Below are 25,655 nucleotides of genomic sequence, written 5' to 3'. Positions count from 1 at the left end.
TAAGTTAAGCTAAATTTATAAGTTATACCCTGTAACATAGTCAGAATATTGAATGGATCAATCATCGATTGAAACTTTAAAGTTTTTATTTTATGGTGTTTATTAAACTGCTAGACAGCAGCATCGTAAATAAAATTGATGAATTATTAATATAAAAGTCATTAAATTACCTAGTTTTAGGGATATCGCTGAGATTGTTTTTTTCGTTATAGTAAGCGGTTATAACAGGGGGGTGGTGTGTGTCAGAATTAGAAACGATTTTACCCGTTCCAGTTTTAATTGTTGAAGATGAAGGACTGATTCAAGAACGGTTAAAAAATATATTGACAGAATTGGGCTATAGCAAAGAGATGCTCATTTTTGCCAAAAACTTGCAGCAGGCGTTTACCGAAATAGAGCAGCAACCTGTTTCCCTGGCTTTGGTAGATCTGGGGCTTCCTGACGGCAATGGCATAGAGCTGATTGAAAAGCTGCGTGCACTGGATAGCAATGCCATGATTTTGGTGATATCGGCCTGGAGTACTCAGGAAAGCTTATTTTCAGCAATCAAGGCAGGTGCGACAGGTTATGTCCTGAAAGAACGTGATGATGCAGAAGTACTGTTGTCTATTCGCAGCATTTTACGCGGCGGTGCGCCAATTGACCCTTTTATTGCCCAAGAAATTTTAAAACAGATATCGGCTGCGATCATACCCCCAGCGGATGATCATAAAATCATAGATGCCGATATGGAACTGTTAACCGGCCGGGAAACGGAGATTTTGAATCTGGTGGCTCAAGGCATGAGTAACCGGGAAATTGCCGAACAGCTCTTTGTTTCTAAATATACGGTTGAAAGTCATATCAAGCATATTTACCGGAAATTGTCGGTGAGCAAAAGAACAAAGGCCGTCAGTGCAGCACGATCCTTAGGGATTTTATGAAGCGGTTGATTGTGCATTATTTTTTAATTTTTGTTCTTAGCCTGCTGAGTCAAGTCAGTTATGCGGAAAGAACTGAAAATATCAATGCACAATGTGCAGTGCACATTCATTCTATTGATACTGTTAAAACCAGTTCAGTCACAATTTTACCCCAGCAAGGCTGGAAGTCTGTGGATTTACCCGATCAATGGAATAAGCGGTGGCCAAATTATAATGGCGGAGTCTGGTATAAGATTCAATGGAGCTGGTCATGTCAGAATCAGGCCAGACTTGCCGAGCCGATTGCTTTTTTAATTCATTATATTAATTCTGCGGGTGCAGTTTATTTAAACGGCGATTTACTCTGGAAAGATAAGCATTTACAGGAACCGCTGTCAAAAAGCTGGAATATGCCGCGTTACTGGATTTTACCGATATCGGCATTAAACAGCGGTGAAAATGAAATTTTAATTTATGTGAATGGCTTGGCTTTTCAGTCTCCGGGTATTGGCCAGATTTCTTTTAATAATGTACAAAACATTTATGAGTCATATCAAAGTCAGGTATGGAATCGCCGAACTTTATTTTTAATTAATCTCATTTTATCCATTACCTTTGGTGTGATCTGTTTTGTTATTTGGCTCTTGCGTCGAAAAGAAAGCACTTTTGGGTGGTTTGCCTTAAGTTCTTTTTTATGGGTGCTCTTTATTTCCAATATACTGAGCACAGAAACATTTCCCTATCCCAATGTATTAATTGCAGCACAGGCCAATTTGGCTTTTTTTATTCTTTATGTCTTAAGTTTCTGTATTTATTTATTCAGGTTTATCCAGAAGCACTTTATTAAAGTTGAGACATTTTTTGGAGGAATGACGGGACTGATTATTGCAGGTATTTTCCTCACCCCGCAGCAGTCCGTTTACTGGGTTTTTGGACTGATATTTTTAATCTATGTCGGCGTATTTCTGGGCGGTTATTTATATGTCTGTTACCAAGCCATTCAATCAAAAAGAACAGATTATATCTTTTTGGCCATTTGCCTAAGCGCTATTGTCATTTTTATGATTTTTGACCTTTTATTATTATCCGGTGAGATTGTAACGGATATTCGACCATTATCTCCCTATACTGGACCGGTGATTACCTTTTTTATGGTGATTATATTAGGCTCAAGATTGGCACGTAACGTTAAAAAAATTGAAACATTTAATGCCCAGCTAGAAATGAAAGTTCAGCAGGTCAGTAATGATTTAAGCTCCAGTTTAAATGAAAAACATCAACTCGAGCTTAAAAATGTCAAGCTGCAAGAAAGAATCAATTTATCCCATGATTTGCATGATGGTTTGGGTGCATCATTGGTTCGCTCGATGATTTTAGTGGATCAAAGCGCGCATAATATTTCTAACAAGCAATTTTTATCGATGCTTAAATTATTAAGGGATGACCTCAGGCAAATTATTGATAGTGGTTCATCTGCAGACAATAAAATTCCAGTCAATCCCATACTGTGGGTGGCACCCGTTAGGCATCGTTTTAGTCAGCTTATGGATGAGCTGGACATTCGTTCTAAATGGATTTTCCCGCAGGAATGGCAAGCAGTGCCGAGTGCTTTGCAGTGCCTTACCTTGATACGGGTCATGGAAGAAAGCCTGACCAATATCATTAAACATAGTCAGGCCAGGCAGGTAAAGATAACGATGGTCTATGTCACAGAACGTCAGTTTATTTTAACTATAGAAGATGACGGTGTCGGTTTTGATGCAGATAGTGTAGCGCAACAGGGATTAAGTATTGGCATGCGCAGTATGAAAATGCGTTTGGAGCGCATAGGGGCGGAATTGAAGTTATCTTCTGAGCCGGGTTGCACCATCATTCAGGCGATTGTTCAGCTGAAATAAGCAATTCAATTTCCCTTGATTTTTAGATAGCATTCGCTATGCCATCATTTTATAAAATCGGCAAAAAATTAGAATTTTTTCAGCGCTTTTACTTTTGATTTTTCCCAAATTAAATTAAAAAACGGGAATATGAATAATGATTTTTCTTTTGGGAACGGTGAGAAATTTTAATCTGTATATCTGAAATGCTGCAATATAAAATAAGGGGGGAAATGAATTTCCCCCCTTATGTGCTGTTTACTCTTCTTCTGCGGCAGGTAACAGCATCAGAATGGATTCATTGAGCAAATTCACAATGTCTTCCAGCATGTCTGGATCATACAGATTTTCATCCAGCAATACTGAACCGCCATCCGCCAACTGTTTTAAAATTGGGGAAAAAGCTTCAGAAATACAAATGCCTTCACCATTGGCCCAGAACAGCAGTTCACCTTCAGCTTCAGTATAGAGCAGGCGAGATGCCGGCTCGAGCATGAGTGAATAGCCCTGATCCAACGCTTCTTCCAGGTCACCTGTACCAATGGCTTCCGCCTCTGGAATATTTTCAGGATATTTTGGTTCTGACATCAGGCTCATCAGGGCATCTTCAAGCACGGCCGGATTTTGCAATTGCGCCAAAAGTTCAGTTTTTAAGTACTCAAGTTCATTCTGTGTGATTTGACCAATCGGGCTGATTTTGTCACGCAGAATGTCTTTTAACGGGTTCTTGAGCAATTGATCAGCAGCAAATTTATCACTGACACGATCCATCATTTCTGCCACGTTCGGCATGCGGAAACCGAAAGAGAAGGTCAGGCAGTCATCTTCCGCTACGCCGTAGTGCGATAAACCCGGTGGTACGTATAGCAAATCACCCGGGGCAAGCACCTCATCAAAATTGACGTCCATGTCCGGGAGTAACTTTAAAGGTTGCCCTTCAACGAATTCAGTTTCGGCATCACACATTTGTCCCAGTTGCCAACGACGGTGGCCGTAACCCTGTACAAGGAACACATCATAAAAATCGAAGTGTTTACCGACAGAACCTCCTTTTTGTGCATATGACACCATGATGTCATCGCGACGCCACTGCGGGATAAAAGGAAATTTCTTCCACAGTTCTGCCAGATCAAATGAATAATGATCTACCGCCTGAACCAGTAGGGTCCAGAGTTTTGGCATCTTCTGGAAGTCTGCCTTAATCAAAGGTGAAGATTTGACTGACCATTGGTTTGGATCTTTATCTTTTTGCTTGATGAGGCGTGCGGTAATGTTTTCATCTAACGCCAGTTCCATGACATCGTCAGGGACTAAAATATTTTCAATTTCAGGAAGTGCGTTACGAACAAGGAGAGGTTTTTTTTGCCAATATTCGGCAAGGAATTGTTCGGCAGTGATGCCGCCGAGTACGTCTAGAGGCTGGGACATAAGATAAAAGCACCTATAAATTTATGCTTATTGTCTATGGAGTTGCAGGTGAGAGCAAGTTGTAAATCAGTTGGCAAGACTTCTTGTACTGTGTTACGGGAGTGAAATCATGGGAGAAGTTTTTATTGATAATAGCGCAATGCTAGGCATGAATCCTGGGCAGAAAAAGTTTGAACAAGGAGGGTGGAACCCTCAAATAAGCCAACCTTTCAAGTCATGGAAAGATTGGCCTAAGCAAAATTAGGGTTAAGGCACCAGCACATTCAACTGACGCAGGATATGACATAGCTGAATCATCGGCATACCCATCAAAGTGGTTTGATCTTGCCCGGTCATCTGTTCGAACAGACTAATGCCGAGGCTTTCACACTTAAAACTGCCTGCGCACATTAAAGGTTGATCGACTTCAATATAACGTTCAATTTCAGCATGACCGAGTTTACGGAACTTAACCTTGTAGTGTTCAACCAGCGTTTTTTCAAAGCCAGTGGACTGCTGTTGCACACTTAATGCGGTACTGAAATAAACGATTTTGTCCGAATTGGCCTGTAACTGCTTGATCGCTTTTTCCACGGTCAACGGTTTGCCAATAAAGATATCGGGTGCACCTTCACGCCAGGCCACCTGATCGGAACCAATCACGATTGCTTCGGGATATTGTTCGGCAATAATGTTGGCCTTTTCAAAAGCCAGTCGTTTCGCCAGTTCATCTGCATGGTCTTCACCACGAGGGGATTCATCGATATCTGGCACCATACATTGATAATCAATACGAAGACGATTCATCAAGTCTTTACGGGTTTGACTGCTTGAAGCCAAAATAATTTTGGGAGTACTCATTACACTGCATATTCCATAAGCACATCAAGCGGAACATATGAGAGCACAGCCTGATGGCAAGCTTGTATTTTAATAGGCGGAGCAATACCAGCCTGATATGCTTCAACCCAACGGGTCACACAAATGCACCAGAAATCACCTGGTTCTAGACCTGGAAAATCAACCTCCGGAAGAGGGGTGATCAGGTCATTCCCTACTTTTTGCGAAAAATTCAGAAACTCAGCGGTCATTTGTGCACACATTGTATGCTGACCGAGATCTGTGGTGGCCGTATGACAAAAGCCGTTACGAAAATAGCCGGTAATAGGAGAGTAGCAACAGCTTGCCAAGGGTTCGCCTAACACATTCAGGCGATTGATATTTGGATCTGGGTGAATAGACATAAGTTCTAAATCATTATGTGGCTTTTGACTATGATAATCAAAACTTTGTCTTTCGACAGCTTTTCTGCAAAAGATGCTAACCTTTTTCTACATAATCATTTAAAATCGGGGCGTTTTTTATATCTATAAAGTGAGCTATACATGAACTTTCAGCGTATGACTGACCTGGATTTGGCAGGTAAGCGTGTACTAATTCGTGAAGATTTAAACGTTCCTGTTAAAAACGGTGTAATTAGCAGTGATGCACGTTTACGCGCAGCATTACCAACCATTAAAGCGGCCGTGGAAAAAGGTGCAGCAGTGATGGTTTATTCACACCTTGGTCGTCCAGTTGAAGGTGAGCCAAAACCTGAACAATCTTTGGCGCCAGTTGCAGCGTACTTAACCGAAGCTTTGGGCCAGGAAGTCAAACTTTTCACTGATTATTTAGATGGTGTTGAAGTTGCAGCAGGTCAAGTGGTATTGCTTGAAAACTGCCGTTTCAATGTAGGTGAAAAGAAAAACAACCCTGAACTTGCACAAAAATATGCAGCACTTTGCGATGTATTTGTGATGGATGCCTTCGGTACTGCACACCGTGCAGAAGCTTCAACTGAAGGCGTGGCACGTTTTGCAAAAGTCGCAGCAGCGGGTCCTTTACTTGCAGCAGAACTGGATGCTTTAGGCCGTGCACTTAAAACCCCTGAAAAACCAATGGTTGCTATTGTTGCGGGTTCTAAAGTGTCAACTAAGCTTGACGTACTCACTTCACTTTCAGACATTTGCGATCAAATTATCGTAGGTGGCGGTATTGCCAATACTTTCCTGGCTGCGGCTGGTTATAACGTGGGTAAATCACTGTGCGAAAATGATTTGATTGATACTGCAAAAGCCATTGCAGCAAAAGTATCTATCCCGCTTCCAACTGACGTTGTGGTTGCAGATGCTTCTGAAATCAACTTCGACGACTTCCTGGGTTCATTGGCTGCGGCTAAAGCTGTTGTGAAAAAAGTTGAAGATGTTGCAGACAACGACATGATTTTAGACGTGGGTCCGGAAACTGCAAAAGCATTTGCTGAAATTCTGAAAACCTCTAAAACGATTCTCTGGAATGGTCCTGTTGGCGTATTTGAAGTAGATCAGTTTGGTGAAGGCACTAAGGCACTCTCTTTAGCAATTGCAGAATCTGACGGTTTCTCAATTGCAGGTGGTGGCGATACTTTAGCGGCAATTGATAAATACAACGTTGCAGACCAGATTGGCTATATCTCTACTGGTGGTGGTGCATTCCTTGAATTTGTTGAAGGTAAAACACTTCCGGCGGTTGCTGTGCTTTTAGAACGTGCTTAATACATTCTTTTAAAAATAGAAAAGGTTGGCTTCGGTCAGCCTTTTTTCATTCCTCTTTCACTTCAGTGATTCATTTTTTAGTCATAAAAATGCAATATAACTGCAATAAAATTCCGTTCATTAAATCTCCTGTGGTAGGAAAATCTGATGAATTTAAAATTAACACTTGCAGCACTTGTGATTTTACCTTTGGCTTTGACTGCCTGTGCCAAAAAAGATGAAGCACCTAAAACTGAAACTGCCGCTTCTGCAGCAGCGGATGAGCAAATCACACCAGAACAGCAAAAAGCGATTGATGCACTGGATAAGCCTGTCCTGGATGAAAAAAATACCGATGTACCTGCTGAAGTGGCAAATGCACCAGCAGATGAAGCGACTGCCGCTACCGATGAAGCTGCTTCTACAGCAACTGCACAGTAAGTTTGTGTTTTTTGATCTAAAAGTCCCTGCATAAGCAGGGATTTTTTTTGAAATAGTGTGTTTAGTTGCTGAATTGAAACCTGAGTCCATGTAGAATATGGCGCATTACCTGGGAGGATATTATGGCTCTAATCTCAATGCGCCAGCTCTTGGATCACGCTGCAGAACACAACTACGGCGTACCAGCGTTCAACGTAAACAATTTAGAACAAATGCGTGCAATTATGTTGGCCGCAGACGAAACAAATTCACCTGTCATTGTGCAAGCATCCGCGGGTGCCCGTAAATATGCAGGTGCTCCATTCTTGCGTCACCTGATTTTAGCTGCGATTGAAGAATGGCCACACATTCCAGTGGTAATGCATCAAGACCACGGTACAAGTCCTGACGTATGCCAACGTTCTATCCAATTGGGCTTCTCATCTGTCATGATGGACGGTTCTTTGGGTGAAGATGGCAAAACCCCAACTTCATACGAATACAACGTAGATGTGACTCGCCGTACTGTTCAAATGGCGCACGCTTGTGGCGTTTCGGTTGAAGGTGAAATTGGCTGCCTGGGTAGCCTTGAAACCGGTATGGCGGGTGAAGAAGATGGCGTAGGCGCAGAAGGCGTACTTGACCATTCTCAACTGCTGACTTCTGTAGAAGAAGCACGTTCGTTTGTTGCTGATACCGATGTAGATGCGTTGGCGATTGCGGTAGGTACTTCACACGGTGCTTACAAATTCACGCGTCCACCTACAGGCGACATCCTGGCGATTGACCGTATTAAAGAAATTCATGCGGCATTACCAAATACCCACCTTGTCATGCACGGTTCAAGCTCTGTGCCACAAGAATGGTTGGCTGTAATCAATCAATTTGGCGGCGACATCAAAGAAACTTATGGTGTGCCTGTTGAACAACTGGTTGAAGCAATCAAACACGGTGTTCGTAAAATCAATATCGACACGGACTTGCGTTTGGCATCGACGGGTGCAATGCGCCGTATGATGGCTGAAAAACCAAGCGAATTCGATCCACGTAAATTCTTTGCAGAAACTATTGTTGCAATGAAACAAATCTGTGTAGATCGTTATACAGCGTTCGGTACTGCAGGTCATGCAGACAAGATTCGTCCAATTTCTTTAGAGAAAATGGTCAGTCGTTATAAATAATCTTCAAGATTATCTATAATCAAAAGCCCACAATGATTGTGGGCTTTTTTGTATCTAATTCTTGATCCATTATAAATAAGGAAAATATCCAAAAGATGGAACTTATATTGGCTGCAGCGTGCTGTAGTGTCGTCATCTCTATTCTTTTAAAACTATGCAAAGCCAAAGGTTTTGATGCCTTGCAGATGATTGTCTGGAATTATGCTTCCGCGAGTCTGTTGTGTTATCTGTGGTTTAAGCCGGATTTACAGCATATCTCAGTTATAGATACGCCGTGGTGGCTGATTGTAGCGCTGGGTGTGTTACTGCCGAGTATTTTCTTGTGTCTGGCGAAATCCTTGCAATATGCTGGTATTGTAAAAACTGAAATCGCCCAGCGTTTATCTGTAGTCTTGTCGCTGTTGGCAGCATTTTTTATTTTTCAGGAACAGTTTAATACCCTGAAAATGGTCGGTATCGGTTTAGGTATTGCAGCAGTGTTGAGTATTCTATTTTCACATCATCAGGCAGAGTCGGGTCAATCCGTTGCCACCAGGCAAGGCATGTTTTATTTGGCATTGGTCTGGTGTGGATATGCCTTGATTGATGTGTTATTGAAATACACCACTGGGTTGGGTGTACAGTTTGCCGTGGCACTAAACTTGATGTTTATCTGTGCCTTTATTCTGTCATTGGCTTATATTGCCATGACCACGAAAACAGCAGGCAGTAGTCAAAATATTCTGGCTGGATTGGGGCTGGGAATCTTAAATTTTGCCAATATAGCCCTGTATGTCAAGGCACACATGTTATTAAAAGACACGCCTGCAATTGTGTTTGCAGGCATGAATATTCTGGTAGTGATCTTGGGTGCTTTCAGTGGCTTAATGCTATTTAAAGAAAAATTGAAACTTGCAACAGCATTCGGTCTGGCTTTAGGTTTGGTAAGTGTTATTTGCTTAGCTTATGCCATGTCTGTCTGATATAACTCGATACAAAAATGAAAGGATGCTGCAGAAAATCTTGCTTTTCTGCCAGACCCAATAATAAGCCATTTTGATGACAGACAGGGCAGGCAGGATAGTGATGATTTTCTTGCTGATAAAGCTGAAGATAATATTGCTGGCAATGAGGACACTCAAATTTCATTGGCATGGAGATAAATAAAGACATGCGGAACCTCTTAAAAATTTTAATCGTTATAAATAGGTTTAAAGCAAAAAGCAGACCATAAAATCGTCAGCGAAATAATGAAAATCAAAATATACAGCGCATTTCAATGCGTCGTATATTCAGGATTTTAATATTTATAAAATAAGGACATAAAATCAATCACAAGCGTTGAAAGCGCTGTAAGGTATCTTTCCAATAGTAGTTGACCAGAACAACAGGATGTTTGAATAGATCTTGCATTTCAATTGTGCCCTGCAGTTGACCGGGTTGCTGACAATCAGGGCAGGTAGGATAAGAGGTCAAAATAGCATCTGGGCTGTATTTGTGCATGTAAACCGTTTGGCAAGAAGGACATTCAAATTTTATCGGCATTTTAATAGATGGAGGCATGATCGGGGACTACCGTTTATTTTTTTGCCAATATACCTGAGTCCTGTTGCAAAAATAAGTCCCGAAATGACATGGAAGGGGCTCATAAGCCCCTTTTATTGTAATTTTTTTAATCACAGCTTGGTGAAAATTTCTTCACGGCTCAGACGTGACTTGGGTAATTGAGCGTTGAAATCATTTTCACTACGGTAGCCCAGGGTCATAATCACCGACGGAATTAAACCTTTTTCATCTAATTCCAGTTCCTGGCGGATGATCTGTTCATCAAATCCGCCAATAGGCGTGGCATCAACTCCTTCAATACCTGCGGCCAGCAGTAGTTGACCTAACGCAATAAAGGTCTGATTTTCTGCCCAGCGCTGAATATCACCTTTTTCATTACGGTAATAATCCACATATCCGCTGCGGCTGTCTTTCTGACCCTGTTTGGCTTTTTCATCTTTAAAACGGCCACTGACATCATCCTGAGTAAGCAGGGTATCTAAATGCTGTTCACTGATATCTGCTTTGGTACAGAACAGAATGGTGTGAGAAGAATCTAAGACTTTAGGGGCATTGTAAGCATATTTACCCACTAAAGCCTTGGCAATGCGCTCTTTGGCAGCTTGATGATCGGCAATAAAAAAATGCCAGGGTTGAATATTGATGGAGGATGGCGTGAGACGCAGGATTTCCAGTAAACGTTCAAATTGTTCCTGGGGAATTTTTTTGGAAGCATCATATGCTTTGGTGGTGTAACGTGTTTTTGAAATGTTTAATAAATCCATGAGTGACATTTCCACTATTAAATTTTTAATGATTTTACCTGATTCCTGGCTGAAATGGCTTGGAAGAATTTTTAGATAATTTATATCCTGAGATAAAGTATCCTAAGATAAAGAATGCCGGTATTGATGGTGGCATAGAATAAAAACTTAATAAAATGAATTATTAATAGCTATATACAATGATAAAATACGAAATCTATATTGGTACTTTTTGTTAAATCACGTTTAATCGAATAATTACATCGCCTGTAGACCGAGTCAGACAATGATAGATGATACAAACCATTTTAAAAGAAGATTAAAAACCCAACAGCAGATTGGCTTATGGGTGGGTTTGGCAGATGCTTATGGAACTGAAATTGCGGCCAATGCGGGCTATGACTGGTTGCTGATTGACGGTGAACATGCACCGAGCGATTTAAGAACCACACTCTCTCAATTGCAAAGTATTGCGGCTTATCCTTCACAAGCCGTGGTGCGTCCACCCATTGGCAGCGTACAGCTGATTAAGCAGCTTTTGGATATTGGGGCACAAACTTTATTGATTCCCATGGTGGAAACGGTTGAGCAGGCGGAGCTAATGGTGAAAGCGGTACGTTATCCGCCAGAGGGGATTCGTGGCGTGGGAGCGGCACTGGCACGTGCGACGCGCTGGAACAGCATTCCTGACTATTATGCCAAAGCGCATGAAAATATTTGCCTGCTGATTCAGATTGAATCAGTAACAGGTCTGGAAAATCTGGACGAGATTTTAAAAGTGGATGGCATTGATGGCGTGTTTATTGGCGCTGTAGATTTGTCTGCGACCATGGGTTATCAGGGTAATCCGAATCATCCGGAAGTACAAAAAGCCGTAATAGATGCCATTCAACGCATTCGGGCATCAGGTAAAGCAGCGGGAATTCTATCGACTGCGCATGAAGTGACGCAAAAATATATTGATTTGGGTACCGAGTTTGTTGCGGTGGGTGTAGATACCAGTGTCTTGATGAACTCTCTGCGTGAACTTTTAGCCAAATACAAAGATGGTACTGAAGTGGTTAAATCTGAAGGTGGGTATTAATTTTTAATATTTTATATCGCTTCAAATTGTACCTGATGGACTCCTACCAGCTGTAATTGTAAGGTCAGGAGTTCTGTGGGTGCTTTTTTGGTTTTGCCTTGAAAAGTATGGCCTCATGAAACCCAAAGCCTTTGTCATTTACAAAGCTGGTTTTACTTTTGGTCAGCTAAATTTTCTCATCGCAGAAACATTAGCTCTTAGTTCTGGACAGGTTGTGAATGACATAGTCGAGGGATAACAGCTGATTATGGAAATTTATATCTAATAAGCCCAGGTCTTTAATTCTAATTTTACATTTTTTTGTTCAGGATTAATTTCTAGAATCTGTGCCGAATGTTCGCGCCAGTCCCCCAGCACAATCCTTTTTTTAGCCTGAACATCATGTATCGCAGGGCGATGTGTATGACCATGAATTAATACGTCAACATGTTCTAAGGCAACTTTCACCGCGAATTGATTTACATCCATAATGTCATAAGATTTGACTTGCTTGGTTTCAGCACTTTTTTTACGGAAACCATTGGCCAGTTTTTGCCGAAAACTTAAAGGCATGCGTTTTAAAAAACCTAAAAGCAATGGATTGCGAATGATCTTGCGGAATTTTTGGTAGGACACATCATCGGTGCAGAGTAGGTCGCCATGTTCTAAACGGTATGTGGTGTCGGATATTTTTAAAATGGCGGGTTCAGACAGCAATCTGCCATGAAATTGTTTTAAGAATTTTTTGCCGAGTGCGAAATCACGGTTGCCAGCCTGAAAATATACCTGATTGCCGGCCTGATGAAACTTTTGCAGGGCATGTACAATGTCATCGAGCCAGGGGGCTGTATAGTCATCGCCAATCCAGGCATTAAACCAGTCACCCAAAATATAGAGCTGGGTATTTTTGTCTTTATAACTGTCTAATAAATCCAAAAACCCCCGAACGAGTCGAGGGTGTTCAGGTGACAAATGTAAATCAGAGATAAACAGATAGGTCACGTATATTCCTTTTTTAAATCTCCCTTGCGGAGCAATGCTCCTCACCCATCTTTGATAAAGAGGGACTTTCTATCTTTATAAAGAGATAGAAGTTCTTCTCTTTCTTGCGCTTCGTTTTAAAAGCAGTGCTTTAAAACTCGCTCAGGGAAGTTAGGAGGGATTTTTATTCAGCAATGATTTTTGCAGATTCAATCACAACGTTCTCAAGAGGAACGTCAGCGTGGTAGCCACGGTTACCTGTGCGAACGCCTTTGATTTCGTTTACGACATCCATACCTTCAACTACTTTACCAAATACGGCATAACCCCAGCCTTGAGCTGTTTTACCTGTGTGGTTAAGGAAAGCGTTGTTTTTCACGTTAATGAAGAACTGCGCAGAAGCAGAGTGAGGTGCTTGGGTACGCGCCATAGCGATTGTACCTTCGTCATTGCTTAGACCGTTGTCTGCTTCGTTTTCAATTGAATCACGCGTTGCTTTTTCTTTGAAATTTTCATCCATGCCACCGCCCTGGATCATGAAACCGTCAATAACACGGTGGAAAATTACGCCATCATAAAAACCATCACGAACATATTCCAAAAAGTTAGCAACAGTTTTAGGTGCTTTTTCTGAGTTAAGTTCAAGAACAATACGTCCTTTATTGGTGTTTAATTCGACTTGAGGAAAACTCATTCTATAATCTCCTGATCATGGACAAAAAAGCCATGGGTTTTTGGTTGAGAGAAGCATAAGCAAACTGTAAACTACAAGGCAAGCAAAAACGTTATTTTCTTTGTTAAAAATGGAGAAAAGCGTTTTAATTATCCTATTTTATCTTATAGAAGTGATTTATCAACTATGAAGCCGAATGATGTTGTTTCATCCCTGCCAAATAACCCGACAACAAGTACTCAACCTGTCGATGCTGCGCAGCAAGAACAACAGCCTGGCTTAGATTTTGTACGCCAGGTCATTACTGACGATTTGGCAGCAGGCCGTACCCAGCAAGTGATCACGCGTTTCCCACCGGAACCGAATGGTTATCTGCATATTGGTCATGTGAAAGCGATTTGTTTGAACTTCGGTATTGCGCAAGAATTTGACGGTTTATGTAACTTGCGTTTTGACGATACCAACCCGGACGCAGAAGAACAAGAATATGTGGATGGTATTGCCAACGATGTAAAATGGCTCGGTTTTAACTGGAATGGTGAACCTCGCTATGCATCAAGCTATTTCGATCAACTGTACACATGGGCAGTGCAACTGATTGAACAGGGCGATGCCTATGTAGATTTGCAAACACCTGAAGAAATCAAGTTAAACCGCGGTTCATTTGTAGAACCGGGCAAAAACTCTCCATTCCGTGACGCGACTGTAGAAGAAAACCTGGCGCGTTTTGAACAAATGCGTAATGGCGAACTGGGCGAAGGTCAGGCAGTACTGCGTGCCAAAATTGATATGGCTTCTCCAAACGTGCATATGCGTGATCCAATCATGTACCGGGTATTGCACTCTGAACATCATCAGACGGGTGATAAATGGAAAATGTACCCGATGTATGACTATGCGCATCCATTATCCGATGCCATTGAAGGTGTGACTCACTCTTTATGTACCCTGGAATTCCAGGATCACCGTCCATTCTATGACTGGATTGTGGAGAAGGTGAAATCTCCAGCCGTTCCGCACCAGTACGAATCGAGCCGTTTAAATGTCGATTACACCATTACCTCGAAGCGTAAGCTGCGTAAACTGGTAGAAGGCGGCTTTGTACAAGGTTGGGACGATCCACGTATGCCAACGGTTGTGGGTATGCGCCGCCGCGGTTTCACGCCTGAAGGTCTGCGTGATTTCTGTAAACGTGTGGGTGTGTCGAAGTCTGACGGTATTGTCGATGTGGCAATGCTGGAATACTGCATCCGTCAGTCTTTGGAAAATACCGCTGCACGCGGCATGGCTGTGTTGAATCCACTGAAAGTGACTTTAACCAACTTGCCTGAAGATATGGATTTGACTCATGCACGTCATCCGAACGTCGACATGGGTGACCGTATCATTCCGTTAAGCTCTGAAATTTACATTGACCGTAAAGACTTTGAAGAAGTACCGCCGAAAGGCTTTAAACGCTTGATTCCAGATGGTGAAGTACGTTTACGTCATGCTTACGTGATCAAATGCGATGAAGTGATTAAGGATGAAAACGGTGAAGTGGTTGAACTGAAATGTTCAATTGATCCGGAAACTTTAGGCAAGAACCCGGAAGGCCGTAAGGTGAAAGGCGTAATTCACTGGGTTTCTGCAACCAAGGGTGTGCCTGCTGAGGTCCGTATCTACGACCGTTTATTCACTGAATCTGACCCGGAAGTGGGCGATGACTTTCTTGCCAACTTGAATCCTGACTCATTACAGACAGTTCAAGCGGTGATTGAACCTGCACTGGCTGAAGCCAAGCCTGAAGACCGTTTCCAGTTTGAACGCGAAGGTTATTTCGTGGCAGATCAATATGATCACACAGCAGCAAAACCAGTGTTTAACCGCATTCTGGACTTAAAAGACAGCTTTAAGCCTAAGTAAGGATAAGTTACACCCTTTCATCTTGCGCCAGATAAGGCGCATTTGCCCGGCCGCAAGAGATGAAACTGTGAGTAATAAGCTAGCCGTGAAACAGCTAAAAATGAATTGAAATAAATATGCTAAAAGCTCAACTTCGGTTGGGCTTTTTCGTAAGCATAAAATGACCAGTGCTGACGGTAGCCAGTTTATTGTGTGATCTTATTAACGAGGACTGTTTATTCTGCGAAAAATAATATTCAATAAGAACGTAAGCACAGCGATCACTAAAACAACAGGCTGAGGGGAATAAAAATGAGCGTTGTCATAGAAACCCAAATGTTAATTCGTAAACCGGTTGCAGAGGTGTTTAATGCCTTTGTTGATCCCGAAATCACCAGCAAGTTCTGGTTTACTTCATCTACAGGCCCCTTGATTGAAAACACAACAGTAGACTGGTATTGGGAAAAATATGAAGTGACCAGCAGTGTGTATGTCGAACAGTTGATTAACAATGAACTGATCCAGATGATCTGGGGAGAGCCCAAGAGTACGGTAGACTTTATTTTTGAGAAATTAACCGCACAAGAAACTTATCTTCGGATTCGCAATTATGATATCTCTTTAGAAGGCTCAGACTTAATTGCTTTTGTGATTGAGCAAACAGGCGGTTTAACCACTGTGCTGGATGGCTGTAAGGCTTATCTGGAATATGGAGCGCAGTTAAATCTGGTCAATGACAAGTTTCCGCCATTTGTTGAAATGGGGGTGATCTAAACCTAAGGATCAACTGTTATTGATTGGTGGTTCGTTGCTATGCATATGGGGTATATGGAGAAGTCATCTCCTTGAAGTTGAAACTGGCTAAAAGATCTGGATGTCTATGGGCAATTTAAATTTTATCCTGCAATGAGAAACGAGCCGGTGCAATCACTGCTTGGGATTCTGTTCTTTTAGCCAGAGATAATGCGGAATCCGTTTTTTTGCCTTATCACGTAACTTTTTCTTGATGTACAACACCAATGCAAAACAGGTGGTGGTGAGGGTCAGCAGCATGCTGTTCATAAAACTCATGAGAGAGCTGACATAACCAATGGTGGTTAGACGGTTCATCATGCGGATGACTTGAGGGCTGCTTTCTACACCGGTAATGGCCCAGGTACACAAGTGTTCGCAATTGTTAATAATCAGATGATACTGGTTTTCATTCATGCGTGAACGCATACGCCGTACCACTTTACGGCCACGAAATTTAGGATTGTTATATTGCTGGATAATAATGGTTTTACCAAAACTGAATTTTTCCAGTGAGGTGATTTCAATGGGGCGTTTCTTAAATAAATGGGCAAAACCGGAATAGTGAATAACCCGGCCACGACCTGCATAAATGCCGTGATGAGAATATCCAAAGTGTTTAACGATAAGATGTGCCCCTAAAGGAAATCGTATTTTCTGCTGTTGCATGTTGACGTTTAGCCAATAAAGTTACAAATATGTTTTGTTGATGTAGTTTACTGCTTCTTTATAAAAGAATCGACTATTTCACTAAGTTGACAGGCTTTTATATATCAATTACATCGCAGTATATAATGTCTGGACTCAGCATAACTCATGAGCCACAACAACATGAAGAAAGTATTGTTAATAAAATGTGCAGTTATCGCTTTACTCAGTTTTACTAACCTCACTTATGCCGACCTCCATATCCAGCGCTGGCAAAATGAAGGGGTAGATGTTGATGTGGTCAAAATAGATCAGCCACAAAACTTGCGCCTGTTTTTAAATGATAACCAAACCCATCAACCGCTAGCTAAATTCAAGGCTTTGGCAAAGCAGCTGAAACCATGTGAAAAGCTGCTTTTTGCCATGAACGCCGGGATGTATCATGCGGACTATTCTCCGGTCGGCTTATATATTGAAGCATCTCGGCAACAGCAAAAACTCAACATGGTAAAACAGGCTTATGGAAATTTTCATCTGCAACCTAATGGGGTATTGGCCTGGAATCGGCATCACAGCCTGATTGCCAAGACCGAAGATTATCAAAAGCTCAATTTTAATGCCGAATACGCGACTCAATCGGGACCGATGCTGGTGATTGACGGGCAGATAAATCTCAATTTTCTAAAAGATTCAGACTCGTTGAAAATCCGTAATGCTGTCGGGATTAAAGATCAAAGCTTATATTTTGTGATCAGTCGCAATGCAGTCAGTTTTTATCAATTTGCACAATTTTTTCAACAACAGCTTAAGGTGCAAAATGCCTTGTATTTGGACGGTTCAATCTCAAGTGCCTATATTCCGCAGTTAAAGCGTTCCGACTCATTGTTTAATTTAGGGCCGATGGTGGCCTATATCGAGCAACAGAACTGTTCTACTGAATAATGAAATTCGCCAGCCATTAAAAAAGGGCAAATAAAAAGGCATTCAGTGAACTAAATGCCTTTATTTAGAGGGTTTAGACTCTATTGTTGAAGTGGTAGATGCTGTAATTCATTTAACTCTTTACGGCTATAACCTCTTGAAATTAAGACTTTCTTAATTCCAATGATGACTTTTTCATCTGTTGCTTTCGTTAAAGCTTCGATCAATTGTTCATTCGATTTACAAGAGCAATCATTTTCGACACAGGAAATCTGATTCTTGTGTTCGTTGTGCTGTTGATTAGCAGAAAACAGCTTTTGCCAAAAACTCATAGAGCCTTCATATGCAACCTAACATAGATCGAAATATATCCAGTTTTTTGAGGAATACAAGCCTATAACAGTGATAAAAGCAGCAATTAGACACAAATTTTTCCGATTCTGACACAATAATTTAACGGGATTATGACAGTTACTGCCAGATGAAGGTTTGTAAACATTTAATTTTCAATATCATAAAAAATGAAGCTCAGTTGAGCTTCATTTGTATATAAAACTAAAAATGAAATAAATTGTTTAAATCTTTTCCAGCAACACACCCGACTCGACGTGATGGGTGTAGGGGAACTGGTCAAACATCGCAAATTTGGTCACTTTATGCGTATGTGATAAGGTCTTTAAATTGTCCTCTAAAGTATCCGGATTACATGAGATATAAATGATCCGTTCAAAACGCTGCAGCAGTTTTAATGTTTCATCGTCAATGCCGGCACGTGGCGGATCAACAAATACCGTATCGAAGTCATAGCTGGTAATGTCGATTTCCGCTTCCTGCAAGCGGCGGAATTCACGTTCTCCATTATAGGCCTCGGTAAATTCTTCAGCCGACAAACGGGCTACCTGAATATTGTCAATCTGGTTGTGTTCAATATTCCACTGTGCCGCATAGACCGATGATTTGGCCAGTTCGGTTGCCAGTACGCGCTTGAACCTGGTGGATAGTGGCAGGGTGAAATTACCGTTACCGCAGTACAATTCCAGTAGGTCTTTATCTGACTGTTCAGCAGCATTACATGCCCATTCCAGCATTTTTTGGCAGACTTGTGCATTCGGCTGGGTAAAGCTGCTTTCGATCTGCTTGTATTGATAAGTACGCTCAAATACCTGAAGTTCTTCTACGACAAACTCATCACTTAAGACCACTTTTTGACCGCGGCTACGGCCAATAATTTTGATTTTCAGTTTTTCAGCCAGCTGTTTTGCCAAGCTTTCCCATTCGGCATCCAGCGGACAGCGATAAACCAATGAAACCAGCATTTCCCCTTTTAATGTCGCCAAAAAGTGAACTTCAAACAAGCGTTTAGACAATACCGCATTGCTTTTGAGTTCTTGCAGCAAAATTGGCATCAGCTGATTAATGCTTTTATCCGCAATCGGGAATTCGTCAATGCGAATGACCTGTTTTTGCTGATCTTCACTGCGTTCAAACATCGCATAGAACATATCGTCATCAGTATGCCAAATACGGAATTCTGCGCGCATACGGAAGTTTTGTTCAGGCGACGGAAATACTTCTAAAGAAGGAGGATTAAACTCGGCAAATTGAGCAGAAATACGTGCAATCTTGGCATCAAGTTGTAACTGATAAGCTGAAGTCATATGCAGTAAAAATCACAAACACATTGAAAACAGGGATGGTAACAAAGTTTGCATCAGATGACTAAACTTATTCCCCAATAAGCAGCAGAAATATACAGTTTGAACTTAAATTCAAATATGTTTTTTGATCTTGCGTATGAACAAGGCGGAGGTTGATTAAAAGACAAAAATCAGCAGTGTTAGAACGGTTTCGGAATCAAAAAGAAACCAAGTCAACCAGACCAGGGAGAAGTTGACTTGGCAAAGAGGAAACGACAGCTGGATCTCTTGTCCAGCGCTAAAGCTATTTAAATTTAAGTTGAAGTAGAGCTTTTAATTTAAACTTTTAATTTAAGGTCATCAGGCTGGCATTGCCTCCTGCAGCTGCGGTATTGATGCTGATCGCGCGCTCAATCACCAATCGTTCTAAAGGAATATCGTGATCCAGCGGTTTTAAATGCGTGACGCCGATAATTGCCCCGGAACGGCCAGCAATTTGAGTTTGTAAATGTTGCAGTTGGGCTTGGGTGCCGTGATGCAGTACCGCATCAAAATCGCCGCTTTCGATGTTCCGGATTACGGCAAAACGCTGTGCAATTTCTTTGGGCATTTTAGAAAGATATTTGAGTACAAAAGTATTTTCAGCCAGCACCACTGGTTGACTGCCAACCGCAAAAATTGCCGCCAGTTGCTGAATCTGATCCTGTTCCTGCTCTGCCAGAGACAGCACGCGTTTTCTTGGCAACACCACATATTGATTGCTTTCACCGGTCGGGCCTTGCAATTCATAATGATGGCCAGAACAGAATGCAGGGCACGGTTGCAATTGATATTGCGGGAAGGTTTTTTCTGCCCAGGTGTAAAACACGTCATATAAAGGCTGATGTGCTGGCTGTGTAACCTGTGTCTGAGTCGCAAATGGTTGTGCCAGTTTTTTCGCAGAGCAGTGCTGCATCAAACGATACAGGTAAATTGGGCCGCCGGCTTTAGGACCCGTACCGGACAAGCCTTCACCGCCAAAAGGCTGAACACCGACCACCGCACCGACAATATTGCGGTTGATGTATAAATTGCCGACTTCTGCATGTGCAATCACGGTCTGAATGGTTTCATCAATACGGGTATGCAGTCCCATGGTCAGGCCATAGCCTTTGGCATTGATCTGCTCAAGCAGCTGTTCTAATTGACCATATTTGTAGCGGATGATATGTAAAACCGGGCCAAATACTTCACGCTGCAAATCGTCCAGGTTCGGCAATTCAATCAGGGTGGGCGGAATGAAAGTCCCTTGTGTCAGAGCTTGATCCTGTCCAGGATTCAACATCAGCTGATGTACGGCATGACCTTTACTCTGCATTTGATCAATATGTTTCTGAATATTGCTTTGTGCCTCAAGATCGATCACCGGTCCGATATCGGTTTTTAATAGCAACGGATTGCCTACGCGCAGTTGCTGCATCGCGCCTTTCAGCATCTGAATGATACTATCGGCATTGTCTTCCTGCACGCAGAGCACACGCAGGGCTGAACAGCGCTGACCGGCACTGTCATAAGCCGAGCTGACCACATCCAGAATCACTTGTTCGGTCAATGCGGACGAGTCCACAATCATGGCATTTTGACCGCCTGTTTCCGCAATTAAAGGAATAGGCTGGCCCGAAGTACTGAGTCGTTGAGCCAGGGTCTTTTGTAAAATTTTGGCAACCTCGGTAGAACCGGTAAACATGATGCCTTGAATACGTGAATCTGAACTTAACTGTGCACCGACGGTTTCACCCTGACCCGGAAGAAGTTGCAGCACATCTTGAGGAATGCCGGCTTGCCACAAAATTTGAACCGCTTGTGCGGCAATCAGTGGGGTTTGCTCGGCAGGCTTGGCAATCACGGTATTTCCGGCAACCAGTGCCGCTGAAATTTGCCCGGTGAAAATCGCCAAAGGGAAATTCCACGGACTGATGCATAACACCGTGCCCAGGGGCTGAATCACGGCGTCATCATCCAGATCGATGATTTGAGCGGCGTAATAACGCAGGAAGTCGATTGCTTCGCGAACCTCTGCAATGGCATTGGCATAGGTTTTACCACTTTCACGGCAGAGTAAAATCATCAATTCCTGCAAACGCGATTGCATGATATCCGCTGCACGCTGTAAGCAAGCAGCACGCGTGTCTTTCGGTGTATTGCTCCATTCAGCTTGTGCATTCACGGCATGATCCAGGGCCTGATTGACCTGATCAGCGCTTGCTTCCTGTACATGACCCACGAGATCTAGATGATCGGCAGGATTCACAATAAGGAGTGACTGTGGGCTTGTATCAGTTGAGCCATTTTCAAGACCGAGGTTTTTCCCCAAGGCTTTTGCCTGCCATTGATGCTGACTCAGGTTGTGTGCAGTCTGGTTAAGGTCGGTCAGGTCATGATCATTGGCTAAATCCAGACCCGCCGAGTTTGGACGGTTATCGCCGTATAAATCAGGGGCCAGGGGAATAGCAGGGTGCTTCTGACCCACCTGTGATTCTTTGGTTGCATTTTTCAAAATTTCTGTATGCGGATTTTCAATCAGATCTTCAATTTTTAGGCTTTTGTCGGCAATGCGATTCACGAAAGAGGTATTGGCGCCATTTTCCAGTAAACGTCGCACCAGATAAGCCAGTAAGGTTTCATGATTGCCTACAGGGGCATAGATACGGCACGGCACACCCAGTTTGTTATCCGTTTTATTGCCCACCACCTGTTCATACAGCGGTTCGCCCATGCCATGCAGGCACTGGAATTCATATTGACCGTTGTAATATTGGTCCGGATTGGCCAGATGGTAAATGGTTGCAAGAGTCTGGGCATTATGCGTCGCAAACTGCGGGTAAATCTGCTCTGGGGCAGCCAACAGTTTTTTCGCACAGGCAATATAGGAAAGATCGGTATGCACTTTACGGGTAAATACCGGATAATCGGTCATGCCCTCAATTTGGGCCTTCTTGATTTCACTATCCCAGTAAGCGCCTTTGACCAGGCGGATCATCAGGCGTTTTTGACTGCGTTTTGCTAAGTCCACCACATAGTCCACTACGTAGAAGCAGCGTTTCTGATAGGCCTGAATCACAAAGCCAATGCCTTTCCAGTCGGCAAGGCCAGGCTCAAAACACAGTCGCTCGAGTAATTCTAAAGAAATTTCCAGACGTTCAGATTCTTCGGCATCAATGTTCAGGCCAATATTGTAGCGTTTTGCCAGTTCTGCCAATTGCAGTACTTTAGGATACAGCTCGTCATGCACACGGTCTATCTGCGCGCGCTGATAACGTGGATGCAGGGCGGAAAGCTTGATGGAAATGCCCGGACCATCATAAACATCTTTGTCTTTGGAAGCCTGACCAATGGCATGAATGGCATTGCTATAATCCTGAAAATAACGTTCAGCATCATGTTCGGTCAGCGCGGCTTCACCGAGCATGTCATAGGAATAGCGGAAACCTTTATCTTCTAAAGGTTCTGCATGTTCTAGCGCTTCCTGAATGGTTTCACCGGTAACAAACTGCTCGCCCATCATACGCATGGCGACATCCACAGCCTTGCGGATAATCCCGCGGCCACTACGTGCCAAAAGACCGGTCAGGATGCCAGATAAACTTTTTTGTTTAGGCGTTTCCATCAGTTTGCCGGTCAGCATGAGGCCCCAGGCAGCCGCATTGACAAACATCAGGCTGCTTTGCCCCACATGCTCTTTCCAGTTACCCTGATTGATTTTGTCACGAATCAGCAAGTCACGAGTGGCACTGTCCGGAATTCGCAGCAAGGCTTCCGCCAGACACATCAGGGCAATGCCTTCCTGAGAGGAAAGTGAAAACTCCTGCAATAATCCCTGTACGATCCCGGCTTTACCATTCGAGCTTTTGCGTTCGCGCAGGGTGTGGGCAAGGTCGAATGCCAGATCATAAATGCGCTGGTTCAGCTGTTCAGAAATCTGGCTATGTTCGAGCAAATGTTCAACACAGTCAGGTTCAGCACGGCGCCAGGCAGTATTTAACTCAACTTCATAATCATTTTTTTCTTTGAATTCGGTAATATATCCAAAGTGAGGTTTTGCCTGGTCAAAGCGGGTTTCAGTGTCCATCATATTCATGCCAACATCCTGTGACTGCCAAATTTTTGTTGAGTAAAATGCTTTATATAATTTATGATTACAGAAAGAATGCCGAATAATTCACTATAATTTTGGTTTATTTTAGAGAATAATGCTGATGCGCAGCCCGATTTTTACCCTGGACCGAACAGATATCAAAATTTTAGATATTCTGCAAAATGATGGCCGGATTTCGAATATCAAACTGGCCGAAGCGGTGAATTTGTCCCCGACTGCGGCCTTGGCCAGGGTGCAGAAACTGGCCAAAGATGGGTTTATTCTGGGCTATGAAGCCAAACTGAATCCTGACATGCTGAATGCCAGTTTTGTGGTTTTTGTCGAGATTTTACTGGACAAAACCACCCCCAATGTTTTGGAAGAATTTTCTGATGCGATCATGCAATATCCTGAAATTGTGGAATGTCACATGATCAGTGGCGGATTCGACTTTGTGGTGAAAATCCGCTGTGCCAATATGGAAGAATTTCGGAAAATTTCAGGGCAGGTGCTGTGGCAGCTTCCCGGAATTAAGGAAACACGAAGCTATCCGGTGATGGAAGTGATTAAGGAAAGTTCTAAAATTTATTTGAAAACCAAAGGATAAAAAATAAAACAAAGGGGCTTAATGCCCCTTGACGTTTATCTGGTGAAAGAAATTATCCTGCAATACTTATCTAGCATTCTCGGATTGGGCAGGCAGTTCATTTTGCAATTCTGCCATTTCTTTCTTGTACAGTTCGTCGGCCTGTTCAAAACGCTGAACCACTTCTTGCGAAGGTGCTTTTTCTAATAAGCTGACCACGACAATGCTTGCAAATGAGAGAATAAAACCGGGAATAATTTCATACAAACCGGTGCTGGCCATGGTGTTTTTCCAGACAATCACGGTAATTGCACCGACAATAATCCCCATAATCGCGCCGTTTAAGGTCATGCGTTTCCAGAACAAGGACAGGATAATCAGCGGGCCAAATGCAGCACCGAAACCGGCCCAGGCATAGGCAACCAGTCCTAATACCTTACTGTTTGGATTGCTTGCCAGAATAATGGCAAGGACTGCAATCGCCAGTACCATCAGGCGTCCAACCCAAACCAGTTCCTTTTGCGAAGCATTTTTGCGCAGGAATGCCTTATACAAATCTTCCGTCAGGGTGCTGGAGCAGACTAGAAGCTGACAGCTCAGTGTACTCATCACCGCAGCTAGAATGGCGGCCAAAATCACGCCTGCAATCCAGGGATTAAACAGGATTTTGGTCAGTTCCATAAAGATGGTTTCAGGATTCTGGGAAACCGCACCGGCAAGTTCTGCATGATGCTGGAAGTAGGCAATGCCAATAAAACCGGCACCGACTGCACCTCCTAAACATAGAATCATCCAGCTCATGCCAATACGACGTGCCGCCGGAATGGTCTTGACCGAATCCGCTGCCATAAAACGCACCAGAATATGCGGCTGTCCAAAATAGCCTAAGCCCCACGCCAAAGATGATAAAATGGCGACCGTACTTAAGCCTGAAAGCATATTGGTGGCATGCGGGCGAGCTGTTTCAATCATTGTGGCAAACTGCTGGCTATGATCACCGATGGCCATATAGGCCATGATCGGCGTAAGCAGCAGCGCGAAAATCATCAGTCCTGCCTGAAAGGTATCGGTCCAGCTAATCGCTAAAAAACCGCCAATGCATACATAGCTGATGGTGGCGATTGCACTGATCCAGAGTGCCGTCGTGTAAGACATGCCAAAAATACTTTCGAATAGTCGTGCACCAGCCACCATGCCTGACGCGCAGTAAATGGAGAAAAACACCAGAATCACCAGAGCCGAGATCATCCGTAATATACGCTTGCGATCCCCAAAACGACTGGTGAAATAGTCCGGCAGGGTTAAGGCTTTGTTCTGTACTTCGGTATGCACCCGTAAGCGGCCGGCGACCAGCAGCCAGTTCAGCCATGCGCCAATAATCAGGCCAATTGCAATCCAGGCTTCCGACAAGCCTGAAAGATAGATTGCACCGGGTAAGCCCATGAGCAGCCATCCACTCATATCGGAAGCGCCTGCGGAAAGGGCGGTGACCACGCTGCCCAGACTGCGTCCGCCCAGAATGTAATCTGAAAAGTCGGAGGTGGCTTTATAGGCATACAGTCCTATACCGACCATGGCAATAATATAAAAAATAAATGTGATGAGGGTGGGGTTCAGTTGACTCATGGGCGCATCCTTATGTCCTTATGAATACCATCTTTCCGAGATGAATTTTTGTGCAGGTTCAGTCAGGCGCTGATTCAAACATAAAATTGAAATTACCTTCTGT

Annotated in this window: 22 protein-coding genes; 11 read left to right on the top strand and 11 right to left on the bottom strand. The window is 43.0% G+C overall.

Features of this window, described 5'->3' with window-relative positions; translation table 11 throughout:
• The first annotated feature begins 239 nt into the window (after positions 1-239).
• Positions 240-923, top strand: coding sequence for a response regulator (locus E0H88_RS09770; protein WP_131274024.1), 684 nt, complete (start codon positions 240-242; stop codon positions 921-923).
• On the top strand, positions 920-2,800 hold the full coding sequence (locus tag E0H88_RS09765; protein WP_131274023.1) for a sensor histidine kinase: 1,881 nt from the start codon (positions 920-922) through the stop codon (positions 2,798-2,800). Before E0H88_RS09770 ends, E0H88_RS09765 begins: the two co-directional genes overlap by 4 nt.
• Before the next feature lie 237 nt (positions 2,801-3,037).
• Here E0H88_RS09765 and E0H88_RS09760 read toward each other — a convergent pair whose 3' ends face one another.
• The 3 genes from E0H88_RS09760 to E0H88_RS09750 all read right to left on the bottom strand — a co-directional run bounded on the left by E0H88_RS09760 (position 3,038) and on the right by E0H88_RS09750 (position 5,430).
• Positions 3,038-4,207, bottom strand: a complete 1,170-nt coding sequence (locus E0H88_RS09760) for a ribosomal protein uL16 3-hydroxylase (protein WP_092819407.1) — start codon at positions 4,205-4,207, stop codon at positions 3,038-3,040.
• Between the two features lie 246 nt (positions 4,208-4,453).
• The gene (locus E0H88_RS09755; protein ID WP_131274022.1) at positions 4,454-5,047 is read right to left on the bottom strand and encodes a Maf family protein; all 594 of its coding nucleotides are present in this window, start codon (positions 5,045-5,047) and stop codon (positions 4,454-4,456) included.
• The gene (locus E0H88_RS09750; protein ID WP_086196374.1) at positions 5,047-5,430 is read right to left on the bottom strand and encodes a DUF2237 family protein; all 384 of its coding nucleotides are present in this window, start codon (positions 5,428-5,430) and stop codon (positions 5,047-5,049) included. Before E0H88_RS09750 ends, E0H88_RS09755 begins: the two co-directional genes overlap by 1 nt.
• A gap of 141 nt (positions 5,431-5,571) precedes the next feature.
• Between E0H88_RS09750 and E0H88_RS09745 the strand changes: the two genes are divergently transcribed.
• From E0H88_RS09745 to E0H88_RS09730, 4 genes are all read left to right on the top strand, one after another.
• The gene (locus tag E0H88_RS09745; protein WP_131274021.1) at positions 5,572-6,759 is read left to right on the top strand and encodes a phosphoglycerate kinase; all 1,188 of its coding nucleotides are present in this window, start codon (positions 5,572-5,574) and stop codon (positions 6,757-6,759) included.
• A 147-nt stretch (positions 6,760-6,906) separates the two neighbouring features.
• Complete coding sequence (locus tag E0H88_RS09740) at positions 6,907-7,179, top strand: hypothetical protein (protein ID WP_131274020.1); 273 nt, start codon at positions 6,907-6,909, stop codon at positions 7,177-7,179.
• A 122-nt stretch (positions 7,180-7,301) separates the two neighbouring features.
• A complete protein-coding gene (fba, locus tag E0H88_RS09735; protein ID WP_131274019.1) occupies positions 7,302-8,339 on the top strand; it encodes a class II fructose-bisphosphate aldolase in 1,038 nt (345 codons plus the stop codon).
• 95 nt (positions 8,340-8,434) lie between these two features.
• Positions 8,435-9,301, top strand: a complete 867-nt coding sequence (locus tag E0H88_RS09730) for an EamA family transporter (RefSeq protein WP_131274018.1) — start codon at positions 8,435-8,437, stop codon at positions 9,299-9,301.
• A 693-nt stretch (positions 9,302-9,994) separates the two neighbouring features.
• On the opposite strand, the gene nfsB is transcribed toward E0H88_RS09730, so the two are convergent.
• Positions 9,995-10,648 carry an oxygen-insensitive NAD(P)H nitroreductase gene (gene nfsB, locus E0H88_RS09715; RefSeq protein WP_131274015.1) on the bottom strand — a complete coding sequence of 218 codons (654 nt, stop codon included), beginning with the start codon at positions 10,646-10,648 and terminating at the stop codon, positions 9,995-9,997.
• A 265-nt stretch (positions 10,649-10,913) separates the two neighbouring features.
• On the opposite strand from nfsB, the gene hpaI reads away from it, so the two are divergent.
• Positions 10,914-11,711, top strand: coding sequence for a 4-hydroxy-2-oxoheptanedioate aldolase (gene hpaI, locus E0H88_RS09710; RefSeq protein ID WP_165493309.1), 798 nt, complete (start codon positions 10,914-10,916; stop codon positions 11,709-11,711).
• Between the two features lie 261 nt (positions 11,712-11,972).
• Here hpaI and E0H88_RS09705 read toward each other — a convergent pair whose 3' ends face one another.
• Complete coding sequence (locus tag E0H88_RS09705) at positions 11,973-12,692, bottom strand: UDP-2,3-diacylglucosamine diphosphatase (RefSeq protein WP_131274014.1); 720 nt, start codon at positions 12,690-12,692, stop codon at positions 11,973-11,975.
• A gap of 163 nt (positions 12,693-12,855) precedes the next feature.
• Positions 12,856-13,365, bottom strand: coding sequence for a peptidylprolyl isomerase (locus tag E0H88_RS09700; protein WP_092819418.1), 510 nt, complete (start codon positions 13,363-13,365; stop codon positions 12,856-12,858).
• Between the two features lie 165 nt (positions 13,366-13,530).
• Between E0H88_RS09700 and E0H88_RS09695 the strand changes: the two genes are divergently transcribed.
• Both E0H88_RS09695 and E0H88_RS09690 read left to right on the top strand, forming a co-directional pair.
• Positions 13,531-15,249 carry a glutamine--tRNA ligase/YqeY domain fusion protein gene (locus E0H88_RS09695; RefSeq protein WP_131274013.1) on the top strand — a complete coding sequence of 573 codons (1,719 nt, stop codon included), beginning with the start codon at positions 13,531-13,533 and terminating at the stop codon, positions 15,247-15,249.
• Positions 15,250-15,540: 291 nt separating this feature from the next.
• Positions 15,541-16,002 (top strand): SRPBCC domain-containing protein, encoded by a 462-nt coding sequence (locus tag E0H88_RS09690; RefSeq protein ID WP_131274012.1) that lies wholly within the window; start codon positions 15,541-15,543, stop codon positions 16,000-16,002.
• 153 nt (positions 16,003-16,155) lie between these two features.
• On the opposite strand, the gene E0H88_RS09685 is transcribed toward E0H88_RS09690, so the two are convergent.
• Entirely contained in the window at positions 16,156-16,689 is a 534-nt protein-coding gene (locus E0H88_RS09685; protein WP_092819421.1) for a lecithin retinol acyltransferase family protein, read from the bottom strand.
• A gap of 147 nt (positions 16,690-16,836) precedes the next feature.
• Between E0H88_RS09685 and E0H88_RS09680 the strand changes: the two genes are divergently transcribed.
• Entirely contained in the window at positions 16,837-17,610 is a 774-nt protein-coding gene (locus E0H88_RS09680) for a phosphodiester glycosidase family protein (protein ID WP_131274011.1), read from the top strand.
• A gap of 80 nt (positions 17,611-17,690) precedes the next feature.
• On the opposite strand, the gene E0H88_RS09675 is transcribed toward E0H88_RS09680, so the two are convergent.
• The 3 genes from E0H88_RS09675 to putA all read right to left on the bottom strand — a co-directional run bounded on the left by E0H88_RS09675 (position 17,691) and on the right by putA (position 23,343).
• Positions 17,691-17,921 carry a hypothetical protein gene (locus tag E0H88_RS09675; protein WP_092819423.1) on the bottom strand — a complete coding sequence of 77 codons (231 nt, stop codon included), beginning with the start codon at positions 17,919-17,921 and terminating at the stop codon, positions 17,691-17,693.
• A gap of 243 nt (positions 17,922-18,164) precedes the next feature.
• Entirely contained in the window at positions 18,165-19,247 is a 1,083-nt protein-coding gene (gene trmA / locus E0H88_RS09670; protein WP_131274010.1) for a tRNA (uridine(54)-C5)-methyltransferase TrmA, read from the bottom strand.
• 325 nt (positions 19,248-19,572) lie between these two features.
• Positions 19,573-23,343: a trifunctional transcriptional regulator/proline dehydrogenase/L-glutamate gamma-semialdehyde dehydrogenase gene (gene putA / locus E0H88_RS09665; protein ID WP_131274009.1), complete on the bottom strand. Its 3,771-nt coding sequence runs from the start codon at positions 23,341-23,343 to the stop codon at positions 19,573-19,575.
• A gap of 118 nt (positions 23,344-23,461) precedes the next feature.
• Between putA and E0H88_RS09660 the strand changes: the two genes are divergently transcribed.
• Positions 23,462-23,947: an Lrp/AsnC ligand binding domain-containing protein gene (locus E0H88_RS09660; RefSeq protein ID WP_092819505.1), complete on the top strand. Its 486-nt coding sequence runs from the start codon at positions 23,462-23,464 to the stop codon at positions 23,945-23,947.
• A 66-nt stretch (positions 23,948-24,013) separates the two neighbouring features.
• Here E0H88_RS09660 and putP read toward each other — a convergent pair whose 3' ends face one another.
• On the bottom strand, positions 24,014-25,552 hold the full coding sequence (gene putP / locus E0H88_RS09655; RefSeq protein ID WP_131274008.1) for a sodium/proline symporter PutP: 1,539 nt from the start codon (positions 25,550-25,552) through the stop codon (positions 24,014-24,016).
• Positions 25,553-25,655 lie beyond the last annotated feature (103 nt).

Source organism: Acinetobacter sp. ANC 4216, assembly GCF_004331195.1.
Classification (GTDB): Bacteria; Pseudomonadota; Gammaproteobacteria; order Pseudomonadales; family Moraxellaceae; genus Acinetobacter; species Acinetobacter kookii.
This window is presented reverse-complemented; position numbering and strand designations above follow the sequence as displayed.